The 249-nt window shown below is 56.2% G+C and carries 1 protein-coding gene; it reads right to left on the reverse strand.

Features of this window, described 5'->3' with window-relative positions:
* The coding region (locus tag GM173_RS15820; RefSeq protein WP_203572359.1) for a hypothetical protein at positions 1–249 on the reverse strand (249 nt) is incomplete at both ends.

The raw sequence follows: 249 nt of genomic DNA on the forward strand, positions 1-249 counted from the left end.
GCTATTCAGGCTCAACGTTTCAAAACCCGTCAACGTGCTGGTGACCGTCACGTCTTCAGTGACGATCAACTCATCCGTGCCGGCACCCGCCTCAATTGCCGCAATATTGCTATTCGCCAAATCGTTGGCATTCGCGGTCAAGGTGTCGTTACCACCGGTCAAGGTCAGGGACGCAATATCCGTTAGCGCGTTGCCGCTCAGATCAAGGGCAATCGCCGAGCCGGATACCGAGATCGTTTCATCCGCGCC

Origin of the sequence: Deefgea chitinilytica (assembly GCF_016881405.1) — a bacterium.
Taxonomy (GTDB): domain Bacteria; phylum Pseudomonadota; class Gammaproteobacteria; order Burkholderiales; family Chitinibacteraceae; genus Deefgea; species Deefgea chitinilytica.